16 protein-coding genes and 1 pseudogene are annotated in these 15346 nt (G+C 63.4%); 7 read left to right on the top strand and 10 right to left on the bottom strand.

From position 1 onward, the window contains the following. Positions 1-568 precede the first annotated feature (568 nt). A protein-coding gene (locus CGU35_RS00145) for an IS3 family transposase (protein ID WP_100809648.1) occupies positions 569-1758 on the top strand; the annotation gives its coding sequence in 2 pieces (ribosomal slippage) (positions 569-853 and positions 856-1758; 1188 coding nt in all). A 148-nt stretch (positions 1759-1906) separates the two neighbouring features. Next, positions 1907-2826: pseudogene (locus CGU35_RS00140) on the top strand (IS481 family transposase). Between the two features lie 446 nt (positions 2827-3272). Here CGU35_RS00140 and CGU35_RS00135 read toward each other — a convergent pair. The 3 genes from CGU35_RS00135 to CGU35_RS00125 are packed head-to-tail and all read right to left on the bottom strand — an operon-like array spanning position 3273 to position 5484. Then, a complete protein-coding gene (locus tag CGU35_RS00135) occupies positions 3273-4046 on the bottom strand; it encodes an SDR family NAD(P)-dependent oxidoreductase (RefSeq protein WP_100809647.1) in 774 nt (257 codons plus the stop codon). Then, a complete protein-coding gene (locus CGU35_RS00130) occupies positions 4043-4885 on the bottom strand; it encodes an ABC transporter permease (protein ID WP_100809646.1) in 843 nt (280 codons plus the stop codon). Before CGU35_RS00130 ends, CGU35_RS00135 begins: the two co-directional genes overlap by 4 nt. Further along, positions 4882-5484, bottom strand: a complete 603-nt coding sequence (locus CGU35_RS00125; RefSeq protein WP_100809645.1) for an ABC transporter ATP-binding protein — start codon at positions 5482-5484, stop codon at positions 4882-4884. The genes CGU35_RS00130 and CGU35_RS00125 overlap by 4 nt, the downstream gene beginning before the upstream one ends. A gap of 18 nt (positions 5485-5502) precedes the next feature. On the opposite strand from CGU35_RS00125, the gene CGU35_RS00120 reads away from it, so the two are divergent. Next, positions 5503-6744, top strand: a complete 1242-nt coding sequence (locus CGU35_RS00120) for an IS256 family transposase (RefSeq protein WP_100809640.1) — start codon at positions 5503-5505, stop codon at positions 6742-6744. 15 nt (positions 6745-6759) lie between these two features. On the opposite strand, the gene CGU35_RS18685 is transcribed toward CGU35_RS00120, so the two are convergent. Further along, positions 6760-7062, bottom strand: a complete 303-nt coding sequence (locus CGU35_RS18685; protein WP_100809644.1) for an ATP-binding cassette domain-containing protein — start codon at positions 7060-7062, stop codon at positions 6760-6762. Continuing rightward, positions 7059-8114: an ABC transporter substrate-binding protein gene (locus CGU35_RS00110; protein ID WP_100809643.1), complete on the bottom strand. Its 1056-nt coding sequence runs from the start codon at positions 8112-8114 to the stop codon at positions 7059-7061. The genes CGU35_RS18685 and CGU35_RS00110 overlap by 4 nt, the downstream gene beginning before the upstream one ends. Positions 8115-8224: 110 nt before the next feature. On the opposite strand from CGU35_RS00110, the gene CGU35_RS00105 reads away from it, so the two are divergent. After that, positions 8225-9166, top strand: a complete 942-nt coding sequence (locus CGU35_RS00105; protein ID WP_100809642.1) for a LysR family transcriptional regulator — start codon at positions 8225-8227, stop codon at positions 9164-9166. A gap of 23 nt (positions 9167-9189) precedes the next feature. Here CGU35_RS00105 and CGU35_RS18790 read toward each other — a convergent pair whose 3' ends face one another. The 5 genes from CGU35_RS18790 to CGU35_RS00080 form a co-directional block, all read right to left on the bottom strand. Beyond that, on the bottom strand, positions 9190-9480 hold the full coding sequence (locus CGU35_RS18790) for an SDR family oxidoreductase (protein WP_100809641.1): 291 nt from the start codon (positions 9478-9480) through the stop codon (positions 9190-9192). Positions 9481-9528: 48 nt separating this feature from the next. After that, the gene (locus CGU35_RS00095; protein WP_100809640.1) at positions 9529-10770 is read right to left on the bottom strand and encodes an IS256 family transposase; all 1242 of its coding nucleotides are present in this window, start codon (positions 10768-10770) and stop codon (positions 9529-9531) included. Positions 10771-10815: 45 nt separating this feature from the next. Continuing rightward, positions 10816-11319: an SDR family NAD(P)-dependent oxidoreductase gene (locus CGU35_RS18680; RefSeq protein WP_258034462.1), complete on the bottom strand. Its 504-nt coding sequence runs from the start codon at positions 11317-11319 to the stop codon at positions 10816-10818. Between the two features lie 44 nt (positions 11320-11363). Next, positions 11364-12287, bottom strand: a complete 924-nt coding sequence (locus tag CGU35_RS00085) for an amidohydrolase family protein (RefSeq protein ID WP_157813846.1) — start codon at positions 12285-12287, stop codon at positions 11364-11366. 654 nt (positions 12288-12941) lie between these two features. Continuing rightward, complete coding sequence (locus CGU35_RS00080) at positions 12942-13259, bottom strand: ArsR/SmtB family transcription factor (protein ID WP_146048083.1); 318 nt, start codon at positions 13257-13259, stop codon at positions 12942-12944. Between the two features lie 382 nt (positions 13260-13641). Here CGU35_RS00080 and CGU35_RS18060 point away from each other — a divergent pair, with 382 nt between their 5' ends. Genes CGU35_RS18060 through CGU35_RS00070 form a run of 3 tightly spaced genes read left to right on the top strand, consistent with a single transcriptional unit; the run spans position 13642 to position 15345 of the window. Continuing rightward, positions 13642-14394 (top strand): hypothetical protein, encoded by a 753-nt coding sequence (locus tag CGU35_RS18060; RefSeq protein ID WP_157813845.1) that lies wholly within the window; start codon positions 13642-13644, stop codon positions 14392-14394. A 1-nt stretch (position 14395) separates the two neighbouring features. Beyond that, complete coding sequence (locus tag CGU35_RS00075) at positions 14396-15019, top strand: M23 family metallopeptidase (RefSeq protein ID WP_157813844.1); 624 nt, start codon at positions 14396-14398, stop codon at positions 15017-15019. Between the two features lie 23 nt (positions 15020-15042). Continuing rightward, positions 15043-15345 (top strand): hypothetical protein, encoded by a 303-nt coding sequence (locus tag CGU35_RS00070; protein ID WP_100809635.1) that lies wholly within the window; start codon positions 15043-15045, stop codon positions 15343-15345. Position 15346: the final 1 nt, after the last annotated feature.

Genomic DNA, 15346 nt, shown 5'->3' with positions numbered 1-15346 from the left:
CCATAGCGACGCGGTCGTCGACAGATTGCAGGGCGCGGCTTTGAGTAGTCCGGACGTGATCTCACCCACCCCAGGACGTCCTGAGCCTTTCCACGAATGAGGCACCCCAGAGTCTGGCCCGTTGACCGTCAGTCTTTGCATGTTGCTCGCGCGAATCTGGCTACCGCGCCCGCCCCCTCGGCCTGGCCCGAGGGGCTGATCAGTTTGGAGCTTCGATTGGCCGGCGCGACCGACGTCGCCGCCTGTCGCCACGCGGCAGTCAGGCTTACGCGATTCGCCATCACCCGTTCTCGCGAGGGACAGCCTCAGCATCTCCCCTAGCTGGCTTCACCCAAGACATAGAGAAGCACCCGGTCGCCACACACGCGCCGGCGCCGTTAATGGTCGCCCACCGGCGAGACTCCTCGCGTGTTTGTTCGAGCGACACGCCGCCGGGCCATGACTCGCTGACGGAGTCCCTGCCGCAGAGCGCCCAAGCGACCGACTAGATGTACCCGGCGGGACTGCTGCACGAATAGGTGACATCTGATCTGGCTTGCCCGGGAGGGCGGCCTGGAAGGATGGCATTGTGCCCAAGCCCTACCCGAGCGAGTTCCGTGATGACGTCGTGCGCGTCGCGCGGAACCGTGAGCCCGGAGTGACGATCGAGCAGATCGCGAAAGACTTCGGCGTTCACCCGATGACGTTGCAGAAGTGGCTGCGTCGCGCCGACGTCGACGAGGGTGCCAAGCCCGGCCAATCCCGTGTCGAAGGGGCTGAGCTGCGGGAGGCGCGGAAACGGATCCGGCTGCTGGAGCAGGAGAACGAGGTGTTGCGTCGAGCGGCGGCGTATCTGTCGCAGGCGAACCTCCCGGGAAAAGGTTCTACCCGCTCGTGACAGAGCTCGCCGCCGCAGGGATTCCTGTGACGGTGACGTGTCGGGTGCTCAAGCTCTCTCGCCAGCCCTATTACCGGTGGCTGGCGCATCCCATCACCTCCAGCGAGGTGGTGGAGGCGTATCGCGCGAACGCGCTCTTCGACGCGCACCGCGACGACCCCGAGTTCGGGCACCGGCTCCTCGCCGACGAGGCCCGTGATGCGGGCGAATCCATGTCGGATCGGACGGCGTGGCGGATCGCGTCCACGAATGGGTGGTGGAGCGCGTTCGGGAAGAAGCGCGGCAAGGGCCGGCGCCCCGGCCCACCCGTCCACGACGACCTCTGCGCCGTCATCGACGAGGACGGCAGAACGCGTCACGTGTTCGCCGCCGACGCGCCGAACGAGCTCTGGCTCGTGGACATTACGGAGCACAAAACGAGTGAAGGCAAGCTCTACTGCTGCGCGATCAAGGACGTGTATTCGGGCCGGATCGTCGGGTACTCGATCGACTCGAGAATGAAGTCCCGCTTGGCCGTCCAGGCGCTCGAGAACGCCGCCCAGATGCGCGGTGATGTCGCCGGCTGCATCGTCCACTCGGACCGAGGATCTCAATTTCGGAGCAGGAAGTTCCTGCGCGCCCTGGCCTGCCGCCGCATGGTCGGATCGATGGGCAGAGTCGGCTCCAGCGGCGACAACGCCGCCATGGAATCGTTCTTCGCCCTGCTGCAGAAGAACGTCCTCGACCGCCGCTCGTGGACCACCCGGGAGCAGTTGCGGATCGCGATCGTCACCTGGATCGAGCGGACCTACCACCGCCGGAGGCGCCAACTCCGCCTGGGCCGTTTGACGCCCATCGAGTTCGAGACCATCATGAACACGACCGCCGCACTGGCGGCGTGACTACAACCTGTCACCTATTCGTGCAGCAGTCCCGGCCATGAGGTTGGTGTCGTTTCGGGTCTTGTGAATAGAGAGAACCCCCGGGCTTAGCGGAGATGTCTGACGTCTTCACAAACTCGGAGGTTCTCGTGCCCCACGTAATGCCCGTCTGACCTTTTCGGGCGGCAGTTGATCATCGAACGTGCCCGGGCGGGCTGAAACAAGCGCATATCGCCGCGGCGATGGGGGTGTCCCGGAATTGTGTGAGGCGTTGGCTTGATCGTTACCGCGACGAGGGCGAGCAAGGGCTGGGGGATCGCTCCTCACGCCCTCACCGGTCGCCATCTCGAACGCCAGCGGTGACCGAGCAGGCCGTTGTCGAACTACGCAGGCAGGAACGCATCGGACGCGATGAGATCGCGGCGCAGCTGGGCGTGCCCGCGCACCGTGTCTCGGATCCGCGTCCGCTATGCCATGCCGCATCTGTCTCGGCTGGACCCGATCACGGGCGAAGTGATCCGCGCGTCCACGACCACCACGGTCCGCTACGAACGACAGCATCCCGGCGAGCTGGTCCATATGGACGTGAAGAAGCTGGGCCGGATCCCCGACGGCGGCGGCTGGAAAGCACACGGCCGATCAATGGGCTCCACCGCAGCGCGGAAACAGATCATCGTCGGGTTTGACTACGTCCACTCCCTCGTCGACGACTACTCCCGTCTGGCCTACTCCGAGGTCCTTGATGACGAGAAAGGCCCCACCTGCTCGGCGTTCCTCGAGCGGGCAATCGCCCACTTCGCCGCGCACGGGATACCACGCATCGAGCGGCTGATCACAGACAACGCCTGGGCCGACCGGTGGTCGCTGCGACGCGTCTGCGCCGACAACAGAATCCGGCAGATGTTCATCAAACCCCACCACCCCTGGCAGAACGGGAAGGTCGAGAGACTCAACCGCACGCTGCAGAGCGAGTGGGCCTACCGGCGCCCATACTCGTCCAACGACGCACGCACCCAAGACCTTGCGCCCTGGCTCGAGCACTACCCCGCTGGACGACGCCACTCAGGCCTCGGAGGCAAACCAACGTGATGGCCGGGTACAACTAGATCCTCTGCTCAGGGTCGGCTGAGGAATTCACTGCACTCGTCGTCGCTCCCCGACGGGAGCGACCGGATGATCTCGATGCGCCCCGGTGGAGATCCCCGAGCGCGCAAAATGTGCCACTTCCGTGCCGCGAGCTCCGCGACCAGCTCACGCCCGTCCCGGTTCATGGAGCGAGTACGGGATCAGCTCGCTCCCGCCTGCAACAAGCCGCCGGCTCAAGCGCTCGCCGCTCCAACTTTCCGCTGACGCGGGCGAGACAGCGGTCGATGTTCGTGCCCACCACTGCAATCGTAGGGAACCCTGGGTTCACCATCATCAAGGCGACGGTGGCGGTCGATGTCGTTCGTTCGCGTGCGAACCGATTCCGCACGGCTTGTATCGGGCTGTTTCGTTCACCCCTTGCGGCGTGGCAATGAGAACAGACGTGGGTCCTAAACCGCTGAGTAGCCGCCGTCGACAGTTAGCGTCGAAGCGGTGATGAACGAAGCGGCGTCCGAGGCAAGGAAGAGAACAGCGTTTGCAATCTCCGCAGGATCTGCAAGGCGACCCATCGGAGTGTTTGCCATCAGCTCTGCGCCCTTTCCACCCCGCGCCAGCATCGGCGTAAGCACAGAACCCGGAGCAACGACGTTGACCCGAACGCCATCGCGCGCATGGTTGATCGCCACCGTCTTTGCCAGCATGCCGAGCCCGGCTTTGCTGGCGTGGTAAGCGGCGTTCGACAACCCGGGTGTGGGAGGGGTGACTACTGATGCCGACACAGACCCGATGCAGATGATCGATCCTCCGCCTCGCACACGCATGCTCGGGAGCACCGCCTGCATCCCCAAGAATGGCCCGGTCAGATTGACGCGAAGTATCCGCTCCCAGTCGTCGAGGCTCTGATTCTCTGGTGCAGATGGAGAGTTGATGCCCGCATTGCACACGAGAACGTCAAGCTCGAGACCGTCTTGTGCAAGTTCGGCTATGACCCTCTCCCAGTCTTGTTGGCTTCCGACGTCTAGCTCACAGAAGCGCGCTTCGTACCCGTAACGGGAAAGCGCTTCGCACTGACTTAGAGCGCTCGCCTTGAGATGAGGAAGATCGGCGATCACGACACGGGCGCCGGCAGCTGCGAGCACCTGCACGATGGCGGCGCCGATTCCGCCGCTTGATCCGGACCCCGTTACGAGAGCGGTCCGCCCACTCAAGGTGGAGGAGTTCACCTGGCACCTGCGCTGTCATGTGTGCCGTAACGGGCCAGCACGCGCCGCCCGACGAACGACAGCAACCGATCGGCGAGGAATCCCAGGAGGCCGATGACGAGGATGCCCGTGAACATCGTGCCGGTCTGAAAGAACTGGCGCGCGGTGAAGATCATGTACCCAAGTCCTGACTCCGCAGAGATCATCTCCGCCGCGACGATCGTGGTAAAGGCATTCCCCATCGCGATACGTGCACCCGTAATCAAGAACGGGACGGTCGAGGGCACGGTGACTCTGAAGAAGACGTCAGCCGGGCCCATACCAAGGCTGCGTGCAGCCCATCTCTTCACGGTCGGAATCGCGTAGACCCCAGCAATCGCGTTGAGCACGACGATGAAGATGCTGCTGTAAGTGATGAGAAAGATCTTCGACCCCTCACCGATGCCGAACCACAGAATCGCGACTGGAAGAAGTGCGATCGGTGGAATGAATCGGAGGAAGTTCACGTAGGGATCGAGGAATCTCCGTAGCCAGGTTGAACTCCCCAGCAACAGCCCTAGCGGTATACCGACAAGGAGTCCAATGACCCAGCCGGTAAGAATCCGAAAGAGGCTCGCACTCGCGTTCGAGACCAGACTTCCGTTCTGCAGGCTCACGATGAACGCGTCCCAAGTCTGGGCGGGAGATGCGAACAAGATGGGACTCACGAAAAGTGAGACCAGCCACCACAGCGCGATCCCTACGCCGACAGACAGCACAGGAGTGAAGAGCCGTGCCAACCTGCTCTCGCCGGGACGCCACCCCTTGCTGGGCGGCTTGCCGGATCGGATGGTGCTCGTGGCTGTCAGCGTCCCGGTCATGCTGCGGCCTTCCGACTCGGCCGCTCGAGCGACGCGTCGATTGCGTTCCAGAGCTCGACGAACTCTGTACCGTGCGCGCGTGGTCGGGGGAGATCCACGTCGAAGGTCTTCGCGATGTGAGCGTTCGGCCCGGCAGACATCACCGCTATCCGATCGGCCAGCGCGATCGCCTCATCGATGTCGTGCGTGATGAGCAGAACTGTCTTGCGGTCCGCCGCCCAGATTCTCAGGAGTTCAGATTGCATTGCACGGCGCGTTTGGCTGTCGAGCGCTCCAAACGGCTCGTCCATCAGGAGAACCTCGGGGCTGTTTGCTAGCACCCTCGCGAGCTGCACGCGTTGCTTCATTCCTCCCGACAACTGACCCGGGTACTTGCGTTCCTGCCCTTCAAGCCCAACCAGGTTGATGTATTCTTCGGTGACCCGCGTCCGCTCGCGCTTCGGCATCTTCTTGACCTTGAGCGCAAGCTCTACGTTCTCCCGCACATTGAGCCACTCAAGGTGGCGTCCGGCAAGGTGGTGTACGGATCGGGTGACCGTGTCGCTGCGGACGTAGCGACGGTCACCGCGTGATCCTTCGAGAGAACTCTTCACATCCATCTCGAAAGGACCCCGACGATGACCGTCTCACCCCACGATATCGACCCTGCCCGCTTCCTCGAAGACCACCTCGCGCAGGCGTCTCCCGATCTGCTGCGGGAGATGCTCGGCACGTTCATCAACCAGCTGCTATCCGCGGACGCGGACCAGATCTGCGGCGCCGCTTACGGCACGATCAGCGACGACAGGGTGAACCGTCGCAACGGTTACCGCCACCGCGACTTCGACACCCGCGCCGGGACCATCGACGTGAAGATCCCCAAGCTCCGGCAGGGCACCTACTTCCCGGAGTGGCTGCTGGAACGCCGCCGCCGCGCGGAGGCCGCACTGACCACCGTGGTCGCGACCAGCTACCTCCTCGGCGTGTCCACCCGTCGGATGGATGACCTGGTGAAGACCCTCGGGATCACCGGGCTGTCGAAGTCGCAGGTGTCGGAGATGGCGCGCGACCTTGACGAGCAGGTGACCGCGTTCCGCACCCGGCCGTTGGACGCCGGCCCGTACTCGTTCGTCGCCGCCGACGCGCTCACCATGAAGGTCCGCGAGGGCGGCCGGGTCGTGAAGGTCGCGGTGCTGGTCGCGACCGGCGTGAACGCCGACGGCTACCGCGAGATCCTCGGTCTGCAAGTCAACTCGACCGAAGACGGCGCCGGCTGGCTGACGTTCTGGCGCGACCTCGTCGCGAGAGGCCTGACCGGCGTGAAGCTCGTCACGTCCGACGCACACGCAGGTCTGGTCGCAGCGATCGGCGCGACCGTCGGCGGGTCCTGGCAGAGGTGCAGAACCCACTACGCGGCGAACCTGATGAGCGTGACCCCAAAGTCCTCGTGGCCATGGGTGAAGACCCTGCTGGGCACGGTTTTCGACCAGCCCGACGCGGAGTCCGTGCACGCCCAGTTCGACCGCGTCCTGGACGCGCTCGAGCACAAGCTCCCCAGGTCGTTCGAGCACCTCGAGGCCGCACGTGAGGAGATCCTCGCGTTCACCGCGTTCCCGAAGAGCATCTGGCGGCAGATCTGGTCCAACAATCCGAACGAACGCCTCAACCGGGAGATCCGCCGCCGCACCGACGTCGTGGGCATCTTCCCGAACCGCGACGCGATCATCCGGCTCGTCGGCGCCGTCCTCGCCGAGCAACACGACGAGTGGGCCGAGCAACGCCGCTACCTCGGCCTCGACGCCCTCGCCGCCGCACGCCGCGTCGGCGAACCCACCACAGAGGAGGTGATCGAACCCGACCTTCGGGCCCTCACAGCCTGACCTCGACACGAGGGATCACACGATCACCGATACACCACGTCCCAGGACTTGACCCCACTCAAACAGTGCCTCGAAGGTCTGGAACAGCACTCCGCGATCAGATCCGGGACCAGCGATCGGCTGCCCGCGCTTCGTAATTGTTCCGGCAGTCGGGTCCTCAAAGCCGGCGAGCAGGTTTAGTAGCGTACTCTTTCCGCATCCACTCGGGCCGAGCAGACAGAACAACTCGCCTTCCCGAAGCTCAAAGCTCACGTCATTGAAGACCGTCTGCCCACCGGAGCTCGCAAAGCTCTTGGTGACGTGTTCGAACTTGATCACTCGAGCCCTCCGAGGTCGGCCGTCATCGCTTCCGGCACTGCGGCAGTCATGGGCGCGAGATTGACGAACTCACTCCACGTCGGGACTCCGGGAATCTTCTCGGTCTCGACCGCCCAGGTCGCGACGTTCGTCAGCGTCGATACGTGGTCATCGGTGAAGGAGACTTCGTACTTGAACAGACTAAAGGGGAGCTCCAGCGCATCAACTGGCACACTGAGCGTGTCGCTCAGGATCTGGATGGCTTCATCTCGGTTCTCTTCGGTCCACTGCGCTGCCGTGTCGAGAGCGCGGAGCACCGCCTCTGACGCTTCCTCGTCCTGACTCAAGCGCTCAGACGCGACGATGTAATTCCGGCTCGTCCAGTCGTACTCGTCTCCGTACTCGAAGATGTACGCACCAGCGACGGTCTGAACGGCGGTCTGCGTGATAGGTGCCCAACTAAAGAAGGCTTGAATGTCTCCCCGCGTGAAGGCTGCAACCATGTCGTCGGTGCCGACGTTCACGACCTCGATCTGGTCCGCATCCAGATCGTGATTCTTCACGAACGCGTGCATGGAATACTCCCCGCCGGACCCCAGCGTGACTCCGACTTTCACGTCGTCGCGCTCCAGATCCTCCGGGCTCTCGATCGACTCGGACACTGTCAAAGCGTGCACCTGCGGTCCGACCGCCATCGCCCCAATGATCTCCACCGCGCCCATGCCCTGCTCTTCAGCTTTCGCCCTCGCGGAAATGACTGGAAGATCGGTTACTGATGACAGATCGACTTCCCCAGCAAGTTGCGCTTGCAGCGCTTCGTTCCCGCTGAGGAACTGTCGGCTGGCGACTACGTTGATCCCCTCTTCAGCGAAGTAGCCGTTCTTCCAGGCCACCACGTAGAGAGCTGTACCGGTACCACCGTCAATTCCGAGAGTGAGATCGAAGGACCCTGCCGGCGCTTCAGAGGGAGAACCCGTTTCTGCGGAAGGGGAGCAGCCAGCTATGAGAGCGATGCTTGCAATGATTGCGATCCCCGCCCCCAGCACATGGGTGGGGCCAGATGTACGACGCATGTGATTCTCCTTTGAACGTTGCGATGAAGTAATCGTGTCCCTCTTCGTCGGGTTCAGTCCAATTGATTTTTATCGGACCTTCTAGTAGTGATACTAATGGAGGAAAGATCATGTCTTTGAGAAAGATGGAGTACCTACTTGCCGTCGTAGAGCATCAATCGTTCACGATCGCCGCACAACAGTTGCACATCACGCAGTCAGGTCTGTCGCAGCAGATTCATGCGCTTGAGGAGAATCTCGGAGTTCGACTTCTCGAGCGGCTCGCTCGCGGCGTGAGACTGACCGCCGCGGGCGAGGCGTTCGCGAAGCATGCCGAGATCGCTCTCGCGGCCGAGCGGCGAGCGTTCTCCGCCGTTGAGGATTATCGTGCAGGGCGCGCAGGACGAATCGACATCGCGACGGTGTACTCGGTAACAGTCAACCTTCTCCCGGGAGCGCTACGCGTCTGGTCTGCGCGCATGCCAGACGTGTCCGTCCGCATTCAAGAGTTTCAGCACCGAACTTTGCTTGAAGAGGCAGCCCGGACTGGAACCTTCGATTTAGCGATCGGACCGGAGCCTGATGACTGGGATGGACCGCTTGATCGGCTAGGCGCGGAGCCGTTTGTTCTCGTACTTCCTCGCGAGCACCCTCTCCGCGATCAGATTGTCCCCTACGAGCAAGATCACGTCGGTGCACCTGCTCGGTCACTTGGGAGACTGCCGACGTCGGTCCTTCACGGTCAGACTTGGGTCATGCTCAACGTGCCAAACGGGCTGCACGATCACGTTGATTCCCACCTAGCGGCCGCTGGCCTAGGTGGACAACGTGTAGCTCTTCGCACCTCGCAGATGGATGGGGCGGCGCGGCTGGCGGCCGCCGGCCTCGGCCTCGCACTCTTGCCAGAGCACGCGGTGGTTCCTGGATTGGACGCCCTCATTTGCGAGCCGGACCCACCACTTCGCCGTCACATGGCGGCCTTCGCCAAGACGGAGTACAGCGAGATGGTGCAGTTGTTGGTACGCACCATCGCAAGCACTCGAGAAGTGTTTGCAGGAAAGCCGACCACCTAAAGGTGGGTGGCCGACCTCCCTGCCTACGCGCCCAGAATCCCGGCGACAGAGAAGCCGCCGTCGACCGCAAGTTCTGCCCCTGAGATGTGGCTCGAACACTCGCTGGCTAGAAACACGATTGCTCCGGCGACTTCCTCGGGCCACCCGAGACGTCCATCCGGCGTTCGTTCCGCCCGACGTCGCTGCGCCTCTTCGGACTGCATTCCCGCCGCCAGAGGAGTGTATGTCGGTCCTGGTATGACGGTGTTGACTCGAACACCGCGTGGTCCGAGCTCGCTCGCTAACGAGCGCGAGAGCGCGACGACGGCGGTCAAGTCCTGGGACGTGGTGTATCGGTGATCGTGTGATCCCTCGTGTCGAGGTCAGGCTGTGAGGGCCCGAAGGTCGGGTTCGATCACCTCCTCTGTGGTGGGTTCGCCGACGCGGCGTGCGGCGGCGAGGGCGTCGAGGCCGAGGTAGCGGCGTTGCTCGGCCCACTCGTCGTGTTGCTCGGCGAGGACGGCGCCGACGAGCCGGATGATCGCGTCGCGGTTCGGGAAGATGCCCACGACGTCGGTGCGGCGGCGGATCTCCCGGTTGAGGCGTTCGTTCGGATTGTTGGACCAGATCTGCCGCCAGATGCTCTTCGGGAACGCGGTGAACGCGAGGATCTCCTCACGTGCGGCCTCGAGGTGCTCGAACGACCTGGGGAGCTTGTGCTCGAGCGCGTCCAGGACGCGGTCGAACTGGGCGTGCACGGACTCCGCGTCGGGCTGGTCGAAAACCGTGCCCAGCAGGGTCTTCACCCATGGCCACGAGGACTTTGGGGTCACGCTCATCAGGTTCGCCGCGTAGTGGGTTCTGCACCTCTGCCAGGACCCGCCGACGGTCGCGCCGATCGCTGCGACCAGACCTGCGTGTGCGTCGGACGTGACGAGCTTCACGCCGGTCAGGCCTCTCGCGACGAGGTCGCGCCAGAACGTCAGCCAGCCGGCGCCGTCTTCGGTCGAGTTGACTTGCAGACCGAGGATCTCGCGGTAGCCGTCGGCGTTCACGCCGGTCGCGACCAGCACCGCGACCTTCACGACCCGGCCGCCCTCGCGGACCTTCATGGTGAGCGCGTCGGCGGCGACGAACGAGTACGGGCCGGCGTCCAACGGCCGGGTGCGGAACGCGGTCACCTGCTCGTCAAGGTCGCGCGCCATCTCCGACACCTGCGACTTCGACAGCCCGGTGATCCCGAGGGTCTTCACCAGGTCATCCATCCGACGGGTGGACACGCCGAGGAGGTAGCTGGTCGCGACCACGGTGGTCAGTGCGGCCTCCGCGCGGCGGCGGCGTTCCAGCAGCCACTCCGGGAAGTAGGTGCCCTGCCGGAGCTTGGGGATCTTCACGTCGATGGTCCCGGCGCGGGTGTCGAAGTCGCGGTGGCGGTAACCGTTGCGACGGTTCACCCTGTCGTCGCTGATCGTGCCGTAAGCGGCGCCGCAGATCTGGTCCGCGTCCGCGGATAGCAGCTGGTTGATGAACGTGCCGAGCATCTCCCGCAGCAGATCGGGAGACGCCTGCGCGAGGTGGTCTTCGAGGAAGCGGGCAGGGTCGATATCGTGGGGTGAGACGGTCATCGTCGGGGTCCTTTCGAGATGGATGTGAAGAGTTCTCTCGAAGGATCACGCGGTGACCGTCGCTACGTCCGCAGCGACACGGTCACCCGATCCGTACACCACCTTGCCGGACGCCACCACGACGGCTCCCTTCGATGCCGCATACGCGGTCTGCCCAGGTGTGCCGAGCACGGTTGCAGTCGAGCCAACGTTCACTATCGCCCCCGAGCCTGCGTGCGCCATCCAACGCGCCACACACTGAGATACGAGAAATGTTCCTGTCAAGTTGACGCCGACTACCCTGTTCCAGTCCGAGATGCTCGTCTCGAGGAACGCCTTCGTTAGCCCCACGCCAGCACAGTTGACGAGCACGTCAATTCGGCCGAATGTGGAGAGCACCCGCGATACTGCGCGTTCCACGGATTCCGGATCACGCACATCCGCACTGATGGACAGCCCATGGCTCGATACCTTCTCCTCAGCGGCCCAATCGAGACTGGCAGTCACGTAACCGGCGTTGACCAAACCCGCGATGACGGCTGCCCCGATCCCAGAGGCCCCGCCGGTCACCACTGCGACACGAGGTCGCTTGGGATCGCCGTCGGGCACCACGACTAGACCGAAGCGGCAAGCATCTCGCGATGGTCATCAACGTGTGACGACTGAGGGGCATCCAGGCCGAGAATCCTGGCGGCGTTTCCGAACATGATCTTGCCGAGAGCATCGTCGCCGATTTCGAACTGTGCGAACCTCTCGTATGCAGTTATCGGATTGAAGGGAAATGCGCTCGCGTAGACGACCTGATCCTGTAGGACCGTGCCGGCAGCTTCCAGGAACGGCTCGGAGCCAGGGAGCGCGTAATAGATGGACGCCTCGAGATAGATGTTGCTTCGGCGATACGCAAGCGCGATCAGTTCAGTGACATGGGGGTAGGTGCCGTGAGACATCACGAACGTCACCTCAGGGAAGTCCTCCGCGACGATGTCCATGGCCCACGGATCGGCGAATCGCCCGCACACCGGTCCGACCGTCACCACCACGGGGATCTCGAGCTCGGCTGCCGTCTCGTAGATGGGATAGAACTGCCGGTGGTCGGGCGTCTGCCGGAATCCCTCCGGGTCAACCGACACTCCTCGCATGCCAAGCTCTCCCACGGCTCGCCGCAACTCCTTGGTGGCAACGCGACGCATGCCAGGGTCAACTCCTGCGAACCCGATGAGCTTTCCGTCTGACTTCTCGACGCACTCCGCAATGTAGTCGTTGGTGAAGCCAACGGTGGGTGACGACGGATCGCCCACCTGCCGCCCCGTGAACACGCCGAGCGTTACGTCCGACTCGCCAACCTCCGCCAACCAAGACTCGAAGCTCTGCTCACCTGGGTACGGCCCGAACTTGGGGCGGGCCCACAGCTTCTCCGCCGCCGGGCCGGAGCAATGCTCCATGTATGTCGGTGTATTCGGACGCAACCGGAAGTCGATGATTCCCACGTTGTAACCCTTCTCGCTGATCTGATGAGCCTCTCCGGCTGTGTTCATCATCCGCAGAGTCGAATGAACAGTCCAATTGAATCTTCTGCGCCTTGCCATAAGCGCAGCTAATTTGCTCAGCTTCGGGATCACGAGATTTAGATTCCGGACGGCATAAGCGTGCGCGCACTCTGGCGTTTCTTCGCACGCCCTCAAGTTGTCCGCGACGTAGCTTGGAGACTGACGGAGCATGACCCGCTTTTCGCGACACCTGAGTTGAGACGATGATCGTCTCGGAACGAGTCCGTGAGATGCCCACCATATGAGCCGGAGTTTGGCGTCGAGCAGTTGATCTTGTCGCGCAGTTCAAGCCTGTCGCGCAGGCGGCGCGTGATCTCTGGATCAGCGAGTCATGCCTGCGGAATTGGATGAAGCGCGAGGCGGTCGACAGTGGACGCAAGGCGGGGGTGACGACCGACGAGCACAAGCAGCTCATCGAGTTCCGGCGTCGGAACCTGGTGTGGAGGTCGCAACCGGGTATTGGAGATGGAGATAGAGATTCTCAAGCACGCCAGCGCCTACTTCGCCCGGGAGAACGTGCTCCCAACGGTTTCGCCGGACGATGCACCTAGCGAGAGGTGCTGGTGGTGTGCGGGCGTGGTCGAATCATGAGGCAGTTCCGTGATCCCGACCGCAGGAACCCGACCATCAGTCAGCGACGAGGGTCTAGAGTTCGCCGATCGCTTGCCCGAGCTGCAGATACATGTCGCTGACCGCAGCGTCGTTGACCTGATATCGAACACGCTGCCCCTGACGGACCTCATCCATCGGCGGTTCAGAAATCAGTAGGCCCGATGTCATCAGCGCTGCAAGGGACTTAGCAACCGTCGGAATCGGTATCTCGAGCGCCCGCGAGATCTCAGCGCGAGAAGCCGGTCCGTTGGTCCGAAGGAAACCGATGATGCCCGCGCGCACCATATTGCCAAGGGCTTTGATGGGGTCCTCCGCATGCTCGCTATGACGAGGGCGGGCGTATTTGGGCACGGGACTATTGTGGCGCACCGGCTCCGCGAGCACTCGACAAACTGGGTAATTTAGTGATTCACATGATGAGTGTATCTCTGTAGTATCCACATATGTCAACCGCTAGATCAACCCCGCAGTCGCTCAGAGTCAGGCATAGCCGAGCCATGTCCCCCATACTCCCTACAGACAAAGGCGGATCAACGCGGCTATTCTGCGAACGGCCAGTTTTTTGCACAACCACACTCGCCCACGACGGACCCCCGTGGCGCGAGCACCGAAACATTGCGCCTCACCCTTTACGGTTCTTTCGCGCCTGCATAGGATGCCGGAAAGGCAGCTCGAGCTGGCCCCACCGTCGCGTCTCGCTCCACTGCTCACAACCAGCAGGGAGGCCAGTGCCATGACGACGCCGCAGACACCACGCCGTTCGACCGGACTGCCCTGGGCAATTGCCGGCGGGGTTGTCCTTGTTGGCGGCATCGCGGCGCTCGTCGCTGCGGCGATCATCAACACAACAACATCCGATGCTGGACCACGCACCTCGCCTCCCAGCACCAGCGCGAGCGGCGCGCCCTCGGCCGCGCCGCCCACGCAACCAACCGAAACGGGCGTCGTAGACGACGGCGTTACGGTGCAGGGTTGGGTCCCTGAGCCGATAACGCGCGATGAAGACGTCTATATCCGCGCAGCACTAGCAGCCGCCGCGACCTTCGACACCACCCTCGCAACACGAGACGAATGGCTGGCGTACCTCGACACATGGTTTACACCGGATACGCGATACGCATCAGGGGTTGATCGAGAAGCTCAGCTTGATCAGGCTCGCCTTGAACTCCGCCAGTCCGTCGTTCTCCCCGAAGACATGTGGAACTCCCTCGCGGCAGAAGACGGCCGAGTCGAGGCAGCCGCGTCGGCGGAGATCGCCTACTCCCCCGTGCCGGAGAACCCCCCTGGAGACATGTTCATCGGCGAAGCGGATGTGCTGCTCACCTTCACATCCAAGACAGAGGGGGCACAGGAGACGAGCTACGAGCAGACGGCGCGCGTTCGCGTGCAGGTACTGTGCGGCGGCGAGTCAATCCCGACCCTCGGCTCGGCGCAGCAGGTTGGCGATTGCAAGGTCGTTCGCTTCTTCGGCGCGGACGGCAGTTGACATGCCGCATCCCTCAGTCGTTGCCGCCGGTATCGTCGCGCGGTCAAAGACGTTGCGCCGCCTGGTTCTGCTCGCGGTGCTGGCGGTAGCCCTGGCGGGCGGAGCTATCGTCACTCCCCTCGTTGCGCTTCCCCTTGCCATCGCAGCGCACGGTACACCCGCAGTGCAGCCCGGAACGATCGACGGACGCACACCGGTCGTCGTCGGCGAATGGGGCTACCCACTCGCGGGCGATTACACCAAAGGTCGCGGTTTCGGCTTTCACCCGGTCAAGGGATGCTCCTACTGCCCCGCGGACCACAAGGGCTATGACATGTCGCAAGGATGCGGCGCGGCCATATTCGCTGCCGGCCCTGGCACCGTCACAACCGCCGGCAGCATGGGCCAGTTCGGCAACAGCGTTGTGGTCGACCACGGCGATGGCATCCAAACGATCTACGCCCATCTGGAGTGGGGCTCGATCGCCGTCGAAAAGACTCAGCAGGTCTCGGCGGGCACGCGCCTCGGCGCCGAAGGGACGACGGGCCTCTCCTGGGGATGCCACCTGCACTTCGAACTGCGCATTGACGGCGCCCGCCTCGACCCCGCACCATTCATGGCCGCCCGCGGTCTTCCCCTCGCCTGACCGACGAACACCAAGGAGCCCGGATGCCACTCAACGACCTACTCGTCCCGTTCGACGTGGACGTCCCCGAAATTCAGCCCGACTTCTCGGCGCCCTTCTTCCAGGGGTTTCAAGTCATCGCGTCCTACATACTGGCCGGCGCGATGATCGTCGTATTCATCATGCTGGTCATCGCGGGTGCCGCCCTCGCTTTCCGCGGACTCGCGCCCGACCGCGTCAGATCGTGGGCGGGCGAGAACATCGCTTGGATTTTCATCGCCGCCGCCATCCTGGGCGCCGCGAGCGGCCTGTTCGCCTGGTTCGTCAACTTCGACTTCGGATTCTGAC

This window comes from Microbacterium sp. BR1 (genome assembly GCF_002812725.1).
Lineage (GTDB): Bacteria > Actinomycetota > Actinomycetes > Actinomycetales > Microbacteriaceae > Microbacterium.
Note: the sequence above shows the minus strand (reverse complement) of the source record. Positions and strands in the feature narration are given on the sequence as shown.

Bases quoted from the DNA above. Each gene is read 5' to 3' on its own strand.
- CGU35_RS00110 (WP_100809643.1), bottom strand. From the start codon at position 8,114: ATGCGTCGTACATCTGGCCCCACCCATGTGCTGGGGGCGGGGATCGCA.
- CGU35_RS18060 (WP_157813845.1), top strand. From the start codon at position 13,642: ATGACGACGCCGCAGACACCACGCCGTTCGACCGGACTGCCCTGGGCA.
- CGU35_RS00120 (WP_100809640.1), top strand. From the start codon at position 5,503: ATGACCGTCTCACCCCACGATATCGACCCTGCCCGCTTCCTCGAAGAC.
- CGU35_RS00075 (WP_157813844.1), top strand. From the start codon at position 14,396: ATGCCGCATCCCTCAGTCGTTGCCGCCGGTATCGTCGCGCGGTCAAAG.
- CGU35_RS00070 (WP_100809635.1), top strand. From the start codon at position 15,043: ATGCCACTCAACGACCTACTCGTCCCGTTCGACGTGGACGTCCCCGAA.
- CGU35_RS00125 (WP_100809645.1), bottom strand. From the start codon at position 5,484: ATGGATGTGAAGAGTTCTCTCGAAGGATCACGCGGTGACCGTCGCTAC.
- CGU35_RS00085 (WP_157813846.1), bottom strand. From the start codon at position 12,287: ATGATGAACACAGCCGGAGAGGCTCATCAGATCAGCGAGAAGGGTTAC.
- CGU35_RS00095 (WP_100809640.1), bottom strand. From the start codon at position 10,770: ATGACCGTCTCACCCCACGATATCGACCCTGCCCGCTTCCTCGAAGAC.
- CGU35_RS00105 (WP_100809642.1), top strand. From the start codon at position 8,225: ATGTCTTTGAGAAAGATGGAGTACCTACTTGCCGTCGTAGAGCATCAA.
- CGU35_RS00130 (WP_100809646.1), bottom strand. From the start codon at position 4,885: ATGACCGGGACGCTGACAGCCACGAGCACCATCCGATCCGGCAAGCCG.